Source organism: Pantoea dispersa, from assembly GCF_014155765.1.
Classification (GTDB): Bacteria; Pseudomonadota; Gammaproteobacteria; order Enterobacterales; family Enterobacteriaceae; genus Pantoea; species Pantoea dispersa.
In genome coordinates this window covers 829,623-846,585 of the sequence record NZ_SCKT01000001.1, presented here as the reverse complement: position 1 = coordinate 846,585, position 16,963 = coordinate 829,623, and the positions used below count along the sequence as shown (strand labels likewise).

Sequence of the window (16,963 nt, the reverse complement as noted above, 5' to 3'; positions counted from 1 at the left end):
CAGTGCAATTATGATCAGATAATTAACAACTTACTTATCGTTTTTAACCAGACCATCCAGATAACGTTCCGCATCCAGCGCGGCCATACAGCCGGTACCGGCAGAGGTAATGGCCTGACGATAGATGTGGTCCATTACGTCACCGGCAGCGAACACGCCCGGCACGCTGGTCTGCGTCGCATTGCCCTGCAGGCCGGACTGCACTTTGATATAGCCGTTTTCCAGATCCAGCTGGCCATCGAAAATCGCCGTGTTCGGACTATGACCGATGGCGACAAACAGGCCCGCCACTTCCAGCGAGAGCGGAGCTTCACCTTTGGTTGACGAGAGTTTCAACCCGGTGACGCCCATCTGATCGCCTACCACCTCGTCCAGCGCGCGGTCAGTGTGCAGCACGATGTTGCCGTTACGCACTTTCTCCATCAGGCGGTCAATCAGGATTTTCTCAGCGCGGAAGCTGTCACGACGGTGAATCAGGTGCACTTCAGAAGCGATGTTCGCCAGATAGAGCGCCTCTTCAACGGCCGTGTTACCGCCGCCAATAACCGCGACTTTTTGGTTGCGATAGAAGAAACCATCACAGGTGGCGCAGGCCGATACCCCTTTGCCTTTGAATGCCTCTTCTGACGGCAGGCCAAGGTAGCGCGCTGAGGCACCGGTCGCGATGATCAGCGCATCCGCCGTGTATTCGCCGCTGTCGCCGGTCAGGCGGAACGGACGGTTCTGCAAATCAACCGTGTGAATATGGTCAAAGATGATTTCGGTGTTGAACTTCTCAGCATGCTCCTGCATGCGTTCCATCAGCGCAGGGCCGGTCAGATCGTGCGGGTCGCCCGGCCAGTTTTCGACTTCAGTCGTGGTGGTGAGCTGGCCGCCTTTTTCCAGTCCGGTAATCAAAACCGGGTTCAGGTTAGCGCGGGCGGCATAAACCGCTGCGGTGTAACCGGCAGGGCCGGAGCCCAGAATGAGCAGCTTACTGTGTTTGGCCGTACTCATGCGTTCCTCAGTGTGTGTCTGACAACATAGTTTTCGATTGTAGGGAAATTACTGTCGCAAAAAAAGGTTTCAGCAATTTTGTTAACAATCACTGCAAGCGGCGTAGACGATGAATGGCAATTCTGCACGTGCGCTGCGCCAAAAGGGGGCATTGCTCGGCAATTTGTGGTGCAGCTGTATAAAAATTCTCATTTAAAAACAGCAACCCAGTACGCTGTCTGGCATCTTGTACTGAATTTGGATGTTTTACTTTGACAATCGCCTGCGCTTTTGCGAAAACATTGTCAGAAGCAGAGAAAATTTAGCGGTTCGAAACAGAATTTCAGCTCTGTTTTGCGCAATTTCGCCAAATAAACTCAGCCTGACATTGGTAATGACGCATGATGTGGACAGACAGCATGCGTCATACGGATGGTCGCGTTACTGCACAGGCTTAAAGACTTCACTTCAGTAAGGCCCTGAACATTGAACGTTTTCAGGGTTTGGCAGGTAAAGGGAAGGAATTAAGAGAGACAATAATAATGGTAGACAACAAGAAACGCCCCGGAAAAGATCTGGATCGGATCGACAGAAATATTCTGAATGAACTGCAGAAAGACGGTCGTATTTCCAACGTTGAGCTTTCAAAACGTGTCGGCCTCTCGCCAACACCTTGTCTTGAACGCGTACGTCGCCTGGAACGTCAGGGTTTCATTCTGGGCTACACCGCGCAGCTGAACCCGCACTATCTCGATGCTTCACTGCTGGTATTCGTTGAGATTACTCTGAATCGCGGCGCGCCAGATGTGTTTGAACAATTTAACGCCGCTGTACAAAAACTTGAGGAAACTCAAGAATGTCACCTCGTTTCCGGTGACTTTGACTACCTGTTGAAAACCCGCGTGCCGGATATGTCCGCCTACCGTAAACTGCTGGGTGAGACCTTGCTGCGCCTGCCGGGCGTCAACGACACCCGTACCTACGTGGTGATGGAAGAGGTCAAACAGAGCAATCGTCTGGTGATTAAGACCCGGTAACGCAGGGCAGGTGCAAAGCTTGCAGGATTTCGGTACACTCCTGTGAATTCATACAGGACCAGCGTCAGGCAAGCCTGGCGCTGTTGCCTTCTTAATTTACAGGCACCTGGAGAGTTCTCTTGAGCCAGGAATATACAGAAGATAAAGACGTTTCATTACAACCACTGAGCAGCGGACGTCGGCTGCTGGAAGCGTTGCTCATCCTGGTGGCCTTGTTTGCCATCTATCTGATGGTGTCGCTGGTTAGCTTTAATCCCTCCGATCCCAGCTGGTCACAAACCGCCTGGCACGAGCCGATCCACAATCTGGGCGGCAGCGTGGGCGCATGGCTGGCCGATACCCTGCTGTTTATTTTTGGTGTGATGGCCTACGCCATTCCGCCAGTGATTATTGGTCTGTGCTGGATCACCTTCCGTCAGCGCGATCGCCAGGATTACATCGACTATTTTGCGGTGGGCCTGCGGCTGATTGGCGTGCTGGCGCTGGTGGTGACTACCTGCGGACTGGCTGCGCTGAACGTGGACGATATCTGGTATTTTGCCTCCGGCGGCGTAATTGGCAGCCTGGTGAGCAATGCGATGGCGCCGTGGTTCAGCGGTGCCGGTGGCACGCTGACGCTGCTGTGCGTCTGGGCGGCGGGTATCACGCTTTATACCGGCTGGTCCTGGCTGGCGATTGCCGAGAAGATCGGCAGCGTGGTGATGGGCGTGCTGACCTTTGCCAGCAACCGCTCGCGCCATGATGAACCCTGGCAGGAAGAAGACGACTACGACGAGGCGCACCCCGACGACGCGGTTCCGCCACTGCGCGCTGCGCCGGCTCAGGACGACGAAGATGACGTACTGCTGGCTAAGCCCCGACAGGTAGCGGAACCTGTGGCTGAAGTGGCCAGCGAGGATCCCCTGCTGGCGAAAGCCAGTGCGGCTACCGCGGCTGCGCTGGCCGCCACCAGTGACGCCGCACGTCAGGCGCCGGCCGTCGCTGCGCCTGAACCATCCGCACCGGCGGTAAACGTAGCTTCACAACCTGCGCCGTCACAGCTGGCTGCGGCTGTCCCGGCATCGGCAGCCGTTGCCAGTGCGCCTGCGGCGCCAGCTATTCCGCCAGCAGAACCCACGCCAGCGGCTCCCCCGTTATATCGCTTCGAAGTGCCTGCGTCACCGGCCGCCGACGCCTTCTCGCTTGCTGAAGAAGACGATGGCCCGCGCATGGGTAACTGGCAGAGTGCCGATCAGGCCGCCACACCGCTGAATACGGCAGCCGCTGCCGCACTCGGTTCAGCGACGGCCGCCGCTGCTGCCCGCTCTGCGGCTTACACGCCAGCCTTTGATGTGGTGCCGGAGCGCGATTACAACCCGCAGGTGAAACAGGGCATCGGCCCGGAACTGCCGCGTCCTAACAAAGTTAAGCTGCCAACCCGGCGTGAGCTGGCCTCATACGGTATCAAACTGCCATCGCAACGCATGGCAGAAGAGAAGGCCCGTGAAGAGGCCGACCAGCAGCAGCCAGAAATCAGCGCCAGCTGGCAAGTGCCACAGCCGCACGATGATGATAACGCTGCGCTGCAGGAAGCCCAGCTGCGCGAAGCGTTCCATTCGCAGCAGCAGCAGCGGTACGGCGACAGCTGGCAGCAGCAGCCGGCAGAGGAAGAAGATGAAGAGGCGCTGCAGCAGGCCCAGCTGGCGCAGCAGTTTGCTCAGCAGCAGCAACAGCGTTACAGCCAGCCTGAGCAGGAGAGCGCGCCGGTATTTAATCTGGATACCTCAGCCGCGTTTGATTTCTCTCCGATGAAAGATCTGGTTGATGACACGCCGAGCGAACCGCTGTTTACCATTGCCGCCACGCCAGAGCCGGACGCTCCGGCCCAGTGGCAGCAGCCAGCGGCACCTGAGCCGGCGGTACCCGCATCGCTGAGTGAGGAAACCAGCCCGTGGTCAACGCCAGACGACGAGGTTTACGCCGCGCCGGCTGAAACGCCGAAGCCTGTCGCCCCTGCGCAGGACAGCCTGTTCCACCCCTTCCTGGTACGTCACGAACAGCCGCTGGAGAAACCTTCCACGCCGCTGCCGACGCTGGATCTGCTGACGTCGCCGCCGGCGGAAGAGGAGCCGGTGGATATGTTCGCACTGGAACAGACCGCGCGTCTGGTTGAAGCGCGTCTGGCGGATTACCGCGTGAAAGCCGAAGTGGTGGGTATCTCTCCGGGGCCGGTAATCACCCGCTTTGAGCTGGATCTGGCGCCGGGCGTCAAGGCGGCACGTATTTCTAACCTGTCGCGTGACCTGGCACGTTCGCTCTCTGCCGTTGCGGTGCGTGTGGTTGAGGTGATTCCGGGCAAGCCTTATGTCGGCCTCGAACTCCCCAATAAACATCGTCAGACCGTCTATCTGCGTGAGGTGCTGGACTGCGATAAGTTCCGAGACAACCCTTCGCCGCTGTCGGTGGTGCTGGGTAAAGATATTTCTGGTCAGCCCGTGGTGGCCGATCTGGCGAAGATGCCGCACCTGCTGGTGGCCGGTACCACCGGTTCCGGTAAGTCGGTTGGCGTCAACACCATGATCATCAGCATGCTGTATAAAGCCACGCCGGAAGAAGTGCGCTTTATCATGATCGACCCGAAAATGCTCGAGCTGTCAGTGTATGAGGGCATTCCCCATCTGCTGACGGAAGTGGTCACCGACATGAAAGACGCGGCCAACGCGCTGCGCTGGAGTGTGGTCGAAATGGAGCGCCGCTATAAGCTGATGTCTGCGCTGGGCGTGCGTAATCTGGCTGGCTATAACGAGAAGATCGAGCAGGCGGCCGCGATGGGCCGGCCAATTCCGGACCCGTTCTGGAAACCGGGCGACAGCATGGACACCACGCCGCCGGTGCTGGAAAAACTGCCGTACATTGTGGTGTTGGTTGATGAGTTTGCTGACCTGATGATGGCGGTGGGCAAGAAGGTCGAAGAGCTAATCGCGCGCCTGGCACAGAAAGCCCGTGCCGCAGGTATTCACCTGGTGCTGGCTACCCAGCGTCCGTCGGTGGATGTGATTACCGGCCTGATTAAAGCCAACATTCCGACGCGTATCGCCTTTACCGTATCCAGTAAAATTGACTCGCGTACCATTCTCGATCAGGGCGGTGCGGAATCCCTGCTGGGTATGGGTGACATGCTTTACATGCCACCTAACTCCTCCATGCCGGTACGTGTTCACGGCGCCTTTGTGCGTGACCAGGAAGTGCATGCAGTCGTGCAGGACTGGAAAGCGCGTGGGCGACCGCAGTACATCGACAGCATCACCGCCGGTGAAGAGAGTGAAAGCGGTGCTGGCGGCCTGGACGGCGATGAAGAGCTGGATCCGCTGTTTGACCAGGCGGTGGCGTTCGTGGTGGAGAAACGCCGCGCGTCGATCTCCGGCGTGCAGCGCCAGTTCCGTATTGGCTACAACCGCGCGGCGCGGATTATCGAACAGATGGAGGCGCAGGGCATTGTCTCGGAGCCAGGTCACAACGGTAACCGTGAAGTGCTGTCACCGCCACCTCACGAAATGTAAGACTTTTCTCCGCAGTGTTATGCCGGGCCAGTGTAAACTGGCCCGTTGTTTATCTGTGGTCCGATCCCCATATCATTGGGAGCTTTCGGCTTTTTCTCCTGTCGAACTGACGGAGCGGCGACTACGGTTAATGCAGTAAGTGTCAGGAAACCATGAATAAGGAATCGTATCAGATGAAATTTCGCGTTATTGCCTGTGGCCTGCTGGCCGGTTTTGTTGCTTCTTCTGCCCTGGCGGATGCTTCCAGCGATCTGCAGCAGCGCCTTAATAAAGTGAACAGCTTCCATGCCAGCTTCAGTCAGAAGGTGACTGACGGTAGCGGCGCAAATGTGCAGGACGGCGAAGGCGAACTGTGGGTAAAACGTCCGAGCCTGTTTAACTGGCACATGACTGCACCGGACGAAAGCGTGATTATCTCCGACGGTAAAAATCTGTGGTTCTATAATCCTTTTGTGGAACAGGCGAGCGTAAGCCTGCTGCAGAATGCCACCAGCAACACGCCGTTTATGCTGATTGCGCGTAACCAGCCCTCTGACTGGCAGCAGTACAACATTAAGCAGCAGGGTGATAATTTTGAGCTGACGCCTAAAAGCAGCGATGGCAACCTGAAACAGTTCACCATCAATGTCACTTCCGCAGGCACCATCAATCAGTTCAGCGCGATCGAGCAGGATGGACAGCGCAGCAACTATCAGCTGAAGAGCCAGAAAAACGGCGCTATCAGCCCGGATAAATTCACCTTTACGCCGCCAAAAGGGGTAACGGTGGACGATCAACGTCAGTGAGGTGAGGGTGAGTAACCTGTCGCTGGATTTTGCACCGTCAAATGAGTTCAGACCGCTGGCTGCGCGTATGCGGCCAGCGACGCTGCAGCAATATATTGGTCAGCAGCATCTGCTCGCGGCCGGTAAGCCGTTGCCGCGCGCTATTGAGGCGGGTCAGCTGCACTCCATGATCTTATGGGGACCGCCGGGGACCGGTAAAACCACGCTGGCGGAGATTATCGCGCATTACGGCAAAGCCGACGTCGAACGCATTTCAGCGGTGACTTCCGGCGTTAAAGAGATCCGCGAGGCCATTGAGCGCGCGCGGCAGAATCGCCAGGTGGGGCGTCGCACTATTCTGTTTGTTGATGAGGTGCATCGCTTCAACAAGAGCCAGCAGGATGCGTTTCTGCCACACATTGAAGATGGCACCATCACCTTCATTGGCGCAACCACGGAAAATCCCTCCTTTGAACTGAACTCGGCACTGCTGTCGCGCGCCCGCGTTTATCTGCTTAAATCGCTGACCAGCGCGGATATCGAACAGGTGCTGGATCAGGCGATGCAGGATAAAACGCGCGGTTACGGCGACAGCGATATTCTGTTACCGGACAATACCCGGCGCATGATCGCTGAACTGGTCAATGGTGATGCACGACGCGCACTGAATACGCTGGAAATGATGGCCGATATGGCTGAGCTCAATGCGCAGGGACAGCGGGAGCTAACGCCTCAGCTGCTGAATGAAGTGTCGGGTGAACGCGCGGCGCGTTTCGATAACAAAGGCGACCGCTTTTACGATCTCATCTCGGCACTGCACAAATCGGTTCGTGGTTCAGCCCCGGATGCGGCGCTTTACTGGTACGCGCGCATCATCACTGCCGGTGGCGATCCGCTGTACGTGGCGCGGCGGCTGCTGGCGATTGCTTCGGAAGATGTCGGTAATGCTGATCCGCGCGCCATGCAGGTAGCAATTGCCGCATGGGATTGTTTTACCCGCGTCGGGCCTGCGGAAGGGGAACGTGCAATTGCCCAGGCAATTGTTTATCTGGCCTGCGCGCCAAAAAGCAATGCTGTTTATACCGCCTTCAAAGCGGCGATGCGTGATGCACGTGAGTTCCCGGATTACGATGTGCCGGAACATCTGCGCAATGCACCGACGAAGCTGATGAAAGAAATGGGCCTCGGCAAAGAGTACCGTTACGCGCATGACGAACCCAATGCCTATGCGGCCGGCGAGGTGTTTTTCCCGCCGGAAATGGCGCAGACGCGCTACTATCAACCCACCAATCGTGGCCTTGAAAGCAAGATTGGTGAAAAACTCGCCTGGCTTGCTGAACAGGATCAAAATAGCCCGATAAAACGCTACCGCTGATAAACGCGTTACGGTAAGGTGAGCAAGGATTTCAATGCATTCCGGTGGAATGCATCCCTCCATTCGTTCAATCAACCTTTTATTACACAGGATAAGCATGCTCGATCCCAATCTGCTGCGTAATGAGCCAGACGCAGTCGCAGAAAAACTGGCACGCCGGGGATTTAAACTGGATGTGGATACGCTGCGCTCCCTCGAAGAGCGTCGTAAGGTTTTGCAGGTAGAAACTGAAAACCTGCAGGCTGAGCGTAACTCCCGCTCCAAATCCATCGGTCAGGCCAAAGCACGTGGGGAAGATATCGAGCCGCTGCGTCAGGAAGTGAACGCGCTGGGCGAACGCCTGGATGCGGCGAAAGCAGAGCTGGATACCCTGCAGAACGAAATTCGTGACTTTGCGCTCGCGCTGCCGAACCTGCCGGCCGATGAAGTGCCGCTGGGTAAAGATGACAGCGAAAACCAGGAAGTGAGCCGCTGGGGCCAGCCGCGCCAGTTCGATTTCCCGGTGAAAGACCATGTAGAGCTGGGTGAAGCGGTCAAAGGGCTGGATTTCGCCTCGGCGGTGAAACTGACCGGTTCACGCTTTATCGTGATGCAGGGCCAGATTGCCCGTCTGCATCGTGCGCTGAGCCAGTTCATGATCGATCTGCACAGCCAGCAGCACGGTTATCTGGAAACTTACGTGCCGTATCTGGTGAACCACGAGACGCTGTACGGTACCGGTCAGTTACCAAAATTTGGTGAGGATCTGTTCCATACCAAACCGCTGGGCGAAGAAGCAGGCAGCAGTAACTATGCGCTGATCCCGACCGCCGAAGTGCCGCTGACTAACCTGGTGCGCGATGAGATCGTTGAAGAGGAATCTCTGCCGATCAAACTCACTGCTCACACGCCTTGCTTCCGTTCCGAAGCCGGTTCTTACGGCCGCGATACGCGCGGTTTGATCCGTATGCACCAGTTCGACAAAGTGGAGATGGTGCAGATCGTCGCACCGGAAACCTCTATGGAAGCGCTGGAAGAGCTGGTCGGCCATGCAGAGAAAGTCCTGCAGCTGCTGAACCTGCCGTACCGTAAAGTGCTGCTGTGCACTGGTGACATGGGCTTCGGCTCAGCCAAAACCTATGACCTGGAAGTCTGGCTGCCGGCACAAGACACTTACCGTGAAATCTCCTCCTGCTCGAATATGTGGGATTTCCAGGCGCGCCGCATGCAGGCTCGCTGCCGCAGCAAAACGGACAAAAAACCGCGTCTGGTGCACACGCTGAATGGTTCAGGCCTGGCGGTGGGTCGTACGCTGGTGGCCGTGCTGGAAAACTATCAGCAGGCGGATGGTCGCATTGCGGTGCCGGACGTGCTGCGCCCGTATATGGGCGGGCTGGAATATATCGGTTAACTGGCATTCATGCACTAACCCGGCTCAGGCCGGGTTTTTTATTTCTTAAGCGCGTCAGGCATTATTTTTTAACCGGAATTAATCAGAAATAAACGTTATCGTCATCGCTACGCGTCAAACCATCAAAAATGTATAAATTCATGTAGATAGATTCAGATATAAGACCTTTCTCAAGCCCTGTAACCCGCTGAAGATAAAAATAATAAATTGTTCAGCAGCAAAATGTGCGGCGCTGTTTTTTTGCACATTGACTTTGCCATCGCCAATGGCAAACTGCGCGCAAATCTGTTCATTTCTTTTGGTTTTATTCCCTATGTCAACCTGGTCGCGCCCCGTCCTGCTGCTGCTTTGCGGCTTAATGCTGATGACGGTGTCTATTGCTGTGCTTAATACGCTGGTGCCGCTGTGGCTCACCCACGATCAACTGCCGACCTGGCAGGTGGGCATGGCGAGCTCTGCTTATTACACCGGCAACTTACTGGGCACCTTGCTGGCGGGCTGGTTGATTAATCGCCATGGCTTTAATCGCTGCTTTTACCTTGCCAGCGTACTGTTTGCGCTGGCAACCATGGGCATGGTGCTGCTGGACGGCTTTTACAGCTGGACGCTGCTGCGCTTCACCGCGGGCGTAGGCTGTGCACTGATTTGGGTGGTGGTTGAGAGTGCACTATTGTGCAGCGGTACCGTGCGCAATCGCGGTCAGCTGCTGGCCGCTTACATGATCATCTACTATCTTGGCACCGTTGCCGGTCAGCTGCTGGTGAGCCGTGTCTCGACAGAACTGCTGCACGTCATTCCCTGGGTGAGCGCGCTGATCGTCTGTGCCGTGCTGCCCGTGGTGTTTGTGCAGGTCAACGCCGGTGCGGCTACTGAAGAAGCCTCAACCGGGCGTATCTGGAGCATGCTGCGCCGCCGCAGTTCGCGTTTGGGTATCAACGGCTGCATTATTTCCGGTATCGTGCTCGGTTCGCTCTACGGCCTGATGCCGCTTTATCTTTCGCATCAGGGTATGAGCGATGCCACCGTGGGTTACTGGATGGCGCTGCTGGTCAGTGCCGGGATTGTCGGTCAGTGGCCGGTAGGACGTCTTGCCGACCGCTTTGGTCGCCTGATGGTGCTGCGCGTGCAGGTGTTCGTGGTGATTCTGGGTGCGATTGCTATGCTGAGCGGAACGGCAATGGCACCGGCACTGTTTGTGCTGGGGCTGGCTGGCTTTACGCTTTATCCGGTAGCGATGTCCTGGGCGTGTGAAACGGTGGCGCATCATGAACTGGTGGCGATGAATCAGGCGCTGCTGTTCAGTTATACCGTTGGCAGTCTGGTCGGGCCGGGGATGACCGCGATGCTGATGCAGAACTATTCCGATCGCCTGCTGTTTGTGATGATTGCGGTGGTGGCGCTGGTCTATCTGGTGATGCTGCTGCGTAAAGCCGATCAGCATGCAACACCGGTAGCGCATGCCTGATGGCGGTGCTTAAACGGGACATTCGCAACCTGTCGCAAATGTCCCGGCGGTAACGCTCTGTTTCTTGCCGGTAAAGCTTCAGCTGCAGGCCAACCGTCTTAATACATGACGTTATGGCCGTAGCCGGCAAGAATATTTTTCACCCGCTCCATGGTCTCTTTCGTTGGCGGCTTCACGCCTTCCAGCTTGTACTCTTCACCCATCGCAATCCATTTATGCTTGCCGAGCTCGTGATAAGGCAGCAGCTCGATCTTCTCAATGTTAGTCATGTCTTTAGTAAATTCACCGAGGCGATGTACCGAATCGTCATCGTCCGAATAACCCGGCACCACCACATAGCGAATCCAGGTCCTTTTACCGCGCTTTTGCAGATAGCGGGCGAAATCCAGCGTGCGGTGGTTTGACACGCCGACCAGAATCTCATGGATATCGTCATTGATTTGCTTGAGGTCGAGCATCACCAGATCGGTCGCATCAAGCAGTTCATCGATCACCGGATCGTAACGACGCACAAAGCCGTTGGTGTCGAGGCAGGTATGGATGCCCTCGGCCTGGCAGGCGCGAAACCAGTCGCGCACAAATTCAGCCTGCAGAATGGCTTCACCGCCGGATGCCGTCACGCCGCCACCAGACGCATTCATAAAGTGGCGATACGACAGCACATCCCTCATCAGCTCATCGACGGTGATTTCCTTACCGCCGTGAGTGTCCCAGGTATCGCGGTTGTGGCAGTACAGGCAGCGCATCAGGCAGCCCTGGAAGAAGGTGATAAAACGGATGCCGGGACCGTCAACGGTGCCGCAGGATTCAAACGAGTGGATACGACCGATGGTTGACATTGCGATGTATTCTCCGGTTCAGCCTGGCGCGCAGGCGGCACAATCTGTGTTGTGCTCTGAGGATGTAAGTCGGTTTTGCCAGACTGCCTGCAAAAGCAGACTGGCGAAACTGGCTTGTGGAGAAAAGGCTCCCGCAGGAGCCTTTCGATTACAGTGAGGAGGATTACAGCGACTGAATAAAGGTACGGGTAATCACATCCTGCTGCTGCTCTTTCGTCAGCGAGTTGAAACGTACGGCATAACCGGAAACGCGGATGGTCAGCTGTGGATATTTCTCAGGGTGCTCCATGGCATCCAGCAGCATTTCACGGTTCATGACGTTAACGTTCAGGTGCTGGCCGCCCTCGATACTGGCTTCGTGGTGGAAGTAACCATCCATCAGGCCAGCAAGGTTGGTTTTACGCACGTTATCATCTTTGCCCAGCGCATTCGGTACGATAGAGAAGGTATAAGAGATACCGTCTTTGGCGTAGGCAAATGGCAGTTTGGCCACGGAAGTCAGTGAGGCGACAGCACCTTTCTGGTCACGGCCATGCATTGGGTTGGCACCGGGTCCAAATGGCGCACCGGAGCGACGACCATCCGGGGTGTTACCGGTTTTCTTACCGTATACCACGTTGGAGGTGATGGTCAGTACCGACTGCGTTGGCACCGCATTACGGTAGGTCTGCAGTTTCTGAATTTTCTTCATGAAACGTTCAACCAGGTCACAGGCCAGATCATCCACGCGCGGGTCGTTGTTACCGAACTGCGGATATTCACCTTCAATTTCGAAGTCCACTGCCAGACCATCGGCGTCACGTACCGGTTTCACTTTGGCATATTTAATCGCTGAAAGTGAGTCCGCGGCGACAGACAGGCCCGCGATACCACACGCCATGGTACGATAAACGTCACGGTCGTGCAGTGCCATCAGCGCGGCTTCATAACTGTACTTATCATGCATGTAGTGGATGATGTTGAGTGACGTGACGTACTGTTTTGCCAGCCAGTCCATGAAGTGGTCCAGACGCGCCATCACAGTGTCATAATCCAGGACATCATCAGTGATTGGCGCTTCTTTCGGGCCGACCTGCATTTTCAGCTTCTCATCCACACCGCCGTTGATTGCGTACAGCAGTGTTTTAGCCAGGTTGGCACGTGCGCCGAAGAACTGCATTTGTTTACCGACAATCATCGGGCTCACGCAGCAGGCGATGGCGTAGTCATCATTGTCAAAGTCCGGACGCATCAGGTCATCGTTCTCATACTGCAGCGATGAGGTGTCGATGGAGACTTTTGCCGCATACTTTTTGAAGTTAACCGGCAGTTTCTCAGACCACAGGATGGTCATGTTTGGTTCCGGTGATGGACCCATGGTGTACAGCGTGTTCAGGAAGCGGAAGGTGCTTTTCGTCACCAGCGTACGACCGTCAACGCCCATACCAGCCAGTGATTCAGTGGCCCAGATTGGGTCGCCAGAGAACAGCTCATCGTATTCCGGCGTACGCAGGAAGCGCACCATACGCAATTTCATCACCAGATGGTCAATCAGCTCCTGCGCCTGCTCTTCGCTCAGTTTACCGGCTTTGATATCGCGCTCGATGTAAACGTCGAGGAAAGTGGACACGCGACCAAACGACATCGCGGCACCGTTTTGTGATTTCACTGCTGCGAGGTAACCGAAGTAGGTCCACTGTACTGCTTCCTGCGCGGTGGTGGCTGGCAGAGAGATATCAAAGCCATATTTGGCGGCCATCTCTTTGATCTGGCCCAGTGCGCGGTGCTGTTCAGAAATCTCTTCACGCAGGCGAATGGTGGCTTCGAGATCAACGCCATTTTCCATGTCACTCTGCAGTGAGTTGAACTGAGCCACTTTGTCTTTCATCAGGAAGTCGATGCCGTACAGCGCGACGCGACGGTAGTCACCGATAATACGACCGCGGCCGTATGCATCTGGCAGACCGGTCAGCACGCCGGATTTACGGCAGCGCAGGATATCCGGGGTGTAAACGTCAAACACGCCTTGGTTGTGGGTTTTGCGGTAATCGGTGAAAACTTTCTTAAGCGCTGGGTCCAGCTCGCGGCCGTAAACTTTACAGGAGCCTTCCACCATTTTGATGCCGCCAAACGGGATAATGGCGCGTTTCAGCGGGGCTTCAGTCTGCAGACCAACGATGGTTTCCAGCGATTTGTTAATATAGCCCGCATCGTGTGAGGTGATGGTAGACGCTAAATCAGTGTCGAAATCAACCGGTGCATGGGTACGGTTTTCAATTTTGATGCCTTCCAGCACGCTGTCCCACAGTTTGGTGGTGGCTGGCGTCGCGCCGGCGAGGAATGCTTCGTCACCTTCATACGGCGTGTAGTTTTTTTGGATGAAGTCACGGACGTTGACGCTGTTCTGCCATTCACCGGCGCTAAATCCTTCCCAGGCTGACGCCATTTTTTCATTCAGTTCGGACATGATATACCTGCCTTATTTAGGGAGACTGTAACGTATGGCGCGCTGCTCAGCACGCCCGTACTTAATGACTCAGTGCGCGGACTCACCGTCGCGCAGATAGATAACCCAATAGGTCAACCCGACTAACAGACCGCCGCCAATGATGTTGCCGATGGTTACGGGAATCAGGTTATTAACAATAAAATCGCCAATGCCCAGTGCAGGAAATTGCGCCGCGCTGGCACCGGTCATTTGCCAGAATTCCGGGCTGGCAAAATCGCGAATCATGATGGCCATCGGGATCAGGAACATATTGGCGATGCTGTGCTCAAAGCCGCTGGCTACAAACATCGCAACCGGTAAAATCATCGCTACCATTTTGTCGAGCAGGCTACGGCCGGAGTAGCTCATCCACACCGCCAGACACACCATCAGGTTAGCCAGTGTACCGAGGCTTACCGCTTCGATAAACGTATGATGCATTTTGTGGTCGGCGGTCTGTAAGACATTTAATCCCCAGGCACCATTTGCGACCATATGCTCACCGGCCAGCCAAATCAGCGCCACAAAAAACAGCGCGCCGCACAGGTTGCCAACGTAGACATTGAGCCAGTGACGACCCAGTTGCAGCCAGGTAATGCGTCCGCTGGCTTTTGCCACCACGATCAGCACCGTTGAAGTAAACAAATCAGCGCCGCAGACCACTACCAGCATCAAACCCAGTGAGAAGCAGATGCCACCGATTAATTTGGCCATGCCATACGGCATAGTGCCGCTGCCCGTGGTGGCGGTGATGTAAAACACAAAGGCAATGGAAATAAAGACGCCAGCAGTGATAGCCAGAAAGAAGGTGGTTAAGGGATGTTTAGTCGCTTTATAGACACCGGCATCTTCTGCGACTTTTGCCATCGCCGCCGGTAATAATGAATTAAAAGGGTTGTCAGCTTTCACACTAACGCTCTCCAGAAATTGTCTGTAAAGATACTAACAAAGGAGTATAGGTCAGGAGTTGATGTGGATCATATTTGCCGAAACGGCAGGGTTAAGCAAAGCCGCAAAACGAGCAAAAAATCAATTAAAGCCTTGAATATTATTAAATAAATAATTTTTAATTTATGCAAAATAAGTTGAAGATGCGGCTGGCTTAAGGGCTATTTTGTTAAATGCTGTTTATCAATGATAGTGAATTGTTATTTATTATTTTCTGCGCCCGATGAATTTTCAGCGGCATAAAAAAAGGGCACTGGATACTGCCAGTGCCCGTTAATTTTCAGGCTAATTGGTCGCAGAAAAAATGCGCCGATTTATTTCGCAGACCAGTAACGACGTTTTGCCGCCTGTAATTTTTCATACGCGGCCAGCAGTGCCTGATGCGCCGGGAACGCGTGCAGATCGCGGTCAACCACCTGCAGACCGTAGAACGGTGCCTCACCGCTGATGGCAGCCGAAGCGGCGTCGACGGCGGCTTCGCCATACATGCGCACAAAGGCGCGATGATACTGCAGCGGATCGCGATCTTCTTCCATCGCCAGTAGCAGCAGAGTCTGCAGGCAGCGGTAGTAATTGGCACGCTCAGGGCTGAAGATCGACTGGTTGAACTCCATGGTCCATTCCGTCCAGATCAGCGCCTGATCCAGATCGCCACCGGCCAGCGCCAGCATCGCTTTCAGCTCGCCAATACGTAGCGTGAACCAGCCGTTGTCTTTGCCGGTCGCCAGCCCCAGCAGTTCACGCACGCGGGTGAAGTCATCATGACCTTCTTCATCCAGCTGTTCGATCAGAGCCAGATACTCCTCGGGTTGCCACTGGGTTGCCGGCAGGGACAACAGCGTTTCACGCAGTGATGCACCCATGTTGTTATTCGCCAGCAGCAGGTCTTCGGCAGGGTAAATATCAGACATGCCCGGTACGATAATGCGGCAGGCGTAAACGCCCAGATGTTCGTAGTCGGCGATATACACTTCTTTATCTTCCGCACGGAAGATCGCCATCAGCGTATCGAACTCTTCATGGGTGGTGCCGGCAAAGCTCCAGTCGACAAAGGGATAGTCGGCATCGTCTTTGAACATATCCCAGGAGATCAGACCGCTGGAATCAATGAAGTGGGTTTCAAGGTTAGCGTGTTCGGCCACTTCTTCATCATCGAAGGTGGGCGGGGTAAACACGTCGAGATCTTTCAGGCCGCGACCCTGCAGCAGTTCGGTGACGGTACGTTCCAGCGCGACACCAAAGTCCGGATGGGCGCCAAAAGAGGCAAAACAGGTGCCGTTAGCCGGGTTGAACAGCACCACACAGATCACCGGATAGTTGCCGCCCAGCGAAGCGTCGTAGGAGAAAATCGGGAAACCTTCTGCTTCAAGACGATTGATAGCCTCCACCACGCCAGGATAGCGCTGCATCACCGCTTCAGGAATTTCCGGCAGGCTGATGGATTCCGCGATAATGCGGTTTTTAATATGGCGCTCAAACACTTCGGATAAGCCCTGTACGCGCGCTTCATTGGCGGTGTTGCCAGCGGACATGCCGTTAGACACATACAGGTTGCCGATAATGTTCATCGGAATGTAAACAGTTTGCTGATCGGACTGGCGGGTAAATGGCAGGCCGCAAATACCGCGATCGGCATTACCAGACTGCAGATCCACCAGATCGGATGCGCTCAGGCTCTGTTCCGGATCGTAAAACTTACGCAGGCGTGCATCCAGAATACCTTCCGGCAGGCTGTCATCGTCGCTCAGCGGGAACCATTTCTCGTTCGGGTAGTGCACGAAGTCGCCGTTAGCGATGGTTTCGCCCAGCCAGAAATCGGCAAAGAAGTAGTTGGTTGAGAGGCGCTCAAAATATTCGCCCAGCGCTGAGGCCAGCGCCGCTTTTTTACTGGCGCCTTTACCGTTAGTAAAACAGAGCGGGCAGTCGCGGTCGCGAATGTGCACAGACCAGACGTGCGGCACCGGGTTTAGCCAGGAAGCTTCTTCAATGTTGAAACCCAGATCCTGCAGTTTCTGCTGGAAGCGTGCGATGGAGTCTTCCAGTGCGGCGTCTTTACCTGGAATAAACGTTTGCGTCATGGTGGCGCTCTCTCAAGTCGATGGTTGGGCGTAAAGCGCGCAATAATACGGGTTTTGCGCCTGCTTCGCTATTGCTCCGCCAAATT

At 55.3% G+C, this 16,963-nt stretch carries 11 protein-coding genes; 6 read left to right on the top strand and 5 right to left on the bottom strand.

What is annotated here, in order from left to right; genetic code table 11:
- Window positions 1–30 precede the first annotated feature (30 nt).
- On the bottom strand, window positions 31–996 hold the full coding sequence (trxB, locus tag H7K56_RS04060; RefSeq protein WP_058775366.1) for a thioredoxin-disulfide reductase: 966 nt from the start codon (window positions 994–996) through the stop codon (window positions 31–33).
- A gap of 521 nt (window positions 997–1,517) precedes the next feature.
- Between trxB and lrp the strand changes: the two genes are divergently transcribed.
- The 6 genes from lrp to H7K56_RS04030 all read left to right on the top strand — a co-directional run bounded on the left by lrp (window position 1,518) and on the right by H7K56_RS04030 (window position 10,545).
- Window positions 1,518–2,012, top strand: coding sequence for a leucine-responsive transcriptional regulator Lrp (gene lrp, locus H7K56_RS04055; protein ID WP_006118610.1), 495 nt, complete (start codon window positions 1,518–1,520; stop codon window positions 2,010–2,012).
- 119 nt (window positions 2,013–2,131) lie between these two features.
- Window positions 2,132–5,551 carry a DNA translocase FtsK 4TM domain-containing protein gene (locus tag H7K56_RS04050; RefSeq protein ID WP_150360627.1) on the top strand — a complete coding sequence of 1,140 codons (3,420 nt, stop codon included), beginning with the start codon at window positions 2,132–2,134 and terminating at the stop codon, window positions 5,549–5,551.
- Window positions 5,552–5,724: 173 nt separating this feature from the next.
- Entirely contained in the window at window positions 5,725–6,336 is a 612-nt protein-coding gene (lolA, locus tag H7K56_RS04045; protein ID WP_150360628.1) for an outer membrane lipoprotein periplasmic chaperone LolA, read from the top strand.
- Between the two features lie 7 nt (window positions 6,337–6,343).
- Window positions 6,344–7,690, top strand: coding sequence for a replication-associated recombination protein A (locus H7K56_RS04040; RefSeq protein ID WP_021508355.1), 1,347 nt, complete (start codon window positions 6,344–6,346; stop codon window positions 7,688–7,690).
- A gap of 97 nt (window positions 7,691–7,787) precedes the next feature.
- Window positions 7,788–9,080 carry a serine--tRNA ligase gene (gene serS / locus H7K56_RS04035; RefSeq protein WP_104186998.1) on the top strand — a complete coding sequence of 431 codons (1,293 nt, stop codon included), beginning with the start codon at window positions 7,788–7,790 and terminating at the stop codon, window positions 9,078–9,080.
- Between the two features lie 313 nt (window positions 9,081–9,393).
- Entirely contained in the window at window positions 9,394–10,545 is a 1,152-nt protein-coding gene (locus H7K56_RS04030) for an MFS transporter (protein ID WP_132465344.1), read from the top strand.
- Window positions 10,546–10,643: 98 nt separating this feature from the next.
- On the opposite strand, the gene pflA is transcribed toward H7K56_RS04030, so the two are convergent.
- The 4 genes from pflA to ycaO all read right to left on the bottom strand — a co-directional run bounded on the left by pflA (window position 10,644) and on the right by ycaO (window position 16,877).
- Window positions 10,644–11,384, bottom strand: a complete 741-nt coding sequence (gene pflA, locus H7K56_RS04025) for a pyruvate formate lyase 1-activating protein (RefSeq protein ID WP_058780812.1) — start codon at window positions 11,382–11,384, stop codon at window positions 10,644–10,646.
- 163 nt (window positions 11,385–11,547) lie between these two features.
- Window positions 11,548–13,830, bottom strand: a complete 2,283-nt coding sequence (gene pflB / locus H7K56_RS04020) for a formate C-acetyltransferase (RefSeq protein WP_150360629.1) — start codon at window positions 13,828–13,830, stop codon at window positions 11,548–11,550.
- A 69-nt stretch (window positions 13,831–13,899) separates the two neighbouring features.
- On the bottom strand, window positions 13,900–14,760 hold the full coding sequence (gene focA, locus H7K56_RS04015) for a formate transporter FocA (RefSeq protein ID WP_021508350.1): 861 nt from the start codon (window positions 14,758–14,760) through the stop codon (window positions 13,900–13,902).
- 353 nt (window positions 14,761–15,113) lie between these two features.
- Window positions 15,114–16,877, bottom strand: a complete 1,764-nt coding sequence (gene ycaO, locus H7K56_RS04010) for a 30S ribosomal protein S12 methylthiotransferase accessory factor YcaO (protein ID WP_127833869.1) — start codon at window positions 16,875–16,877, stop codon at window positions 15,114–15,116.
- Window positions 16,878–16,963: the final 86 nt, after the last annotated feature.